The organism is Candidatus Hodgkinia cicadicola, assembly GCF_002774925.1.
The window spans coordinates 1-755 of the sequence record NZ_NXGO01000141.1 but is presented as its reverse complement, the minus strand read 5'-3'; the positions used below and the strand labels follow the sequence as shown (position 1 = coordinate 755).

Genomic DNA, 755 nt, shown 5'->3' with positions numbered 1-755 from the left:
GTATACTTTCCCTCTTCGTTTTGAAAACCTGCATTCGGATATACTCATATTGATTTACCAACAATACTCGATAGTTCGGAAGCATATTGTTTTAGATGTTCTGGTCCAAGGGCACAATTTAATCCAACACTTAATGGCTTGGCATGACTAACCGAATGCCAGAATGCGAACAATTAAAAAATGAAAGGAAACGCAGTAAGTATGAAAAACATACTCTGTGTAGAATAACTCCACTAAACGAGTTAGAAAAAGCTAAACGAAAAAACCGGGTAAGTAGTAGAATTAAGATACATTTTAGAGATAGTATAGTATTGTATCTTTTAGATAAAAATAAAATAAATAAAAAATAAAAAAAAAATTGAATTGATAATAATTCGATTATCACATGAGTGAATCACGAAAAGAGAGAAAGGGAATTTCACACGGAAGCTCGTACAAAATTCCCATTGTAATTTTTAGCTATTTCCCCGTTGAATACACATCGATCACCGACCCAGTGTCTTCTTTAAGTGGAGGAGAATGTGACGATTTAATAGGGTCAAATAGCACAAAACAAAAAAAAGGTAAAAATAATATAATCCTAAATGAAACTACATAATTTCCATAATTTCTCTCCCTATGAAATAAATAGAAAACTAAATAATGTTAAACAAATAAATATATAAACCACCTCCTGTTTCTTCAGCGAGTATTAAATTATAGAGAGACGTAATAAACCAGCAATTTAAAATAAGTAAAATAATAATTAATAAAGT

1 protein-coding gene is annotated in these 755 nt (G+C 30.1%); it reads right to left on the bottom strand.

Features of this window, described 5'->3' with window-relative positions; all coding sequences use genetic code 4:
• A partial coding sequence (locus tag MAGTDC_RS06085; protein ID WP_192573225.1) for a homocysteine S-methyltransferase family protein occupies window positions 1-173 on the bottom strand: 173 nt, incomplete at its 3' end.
• Window positions 174-755: the final 582 nt, after the last annotated feature.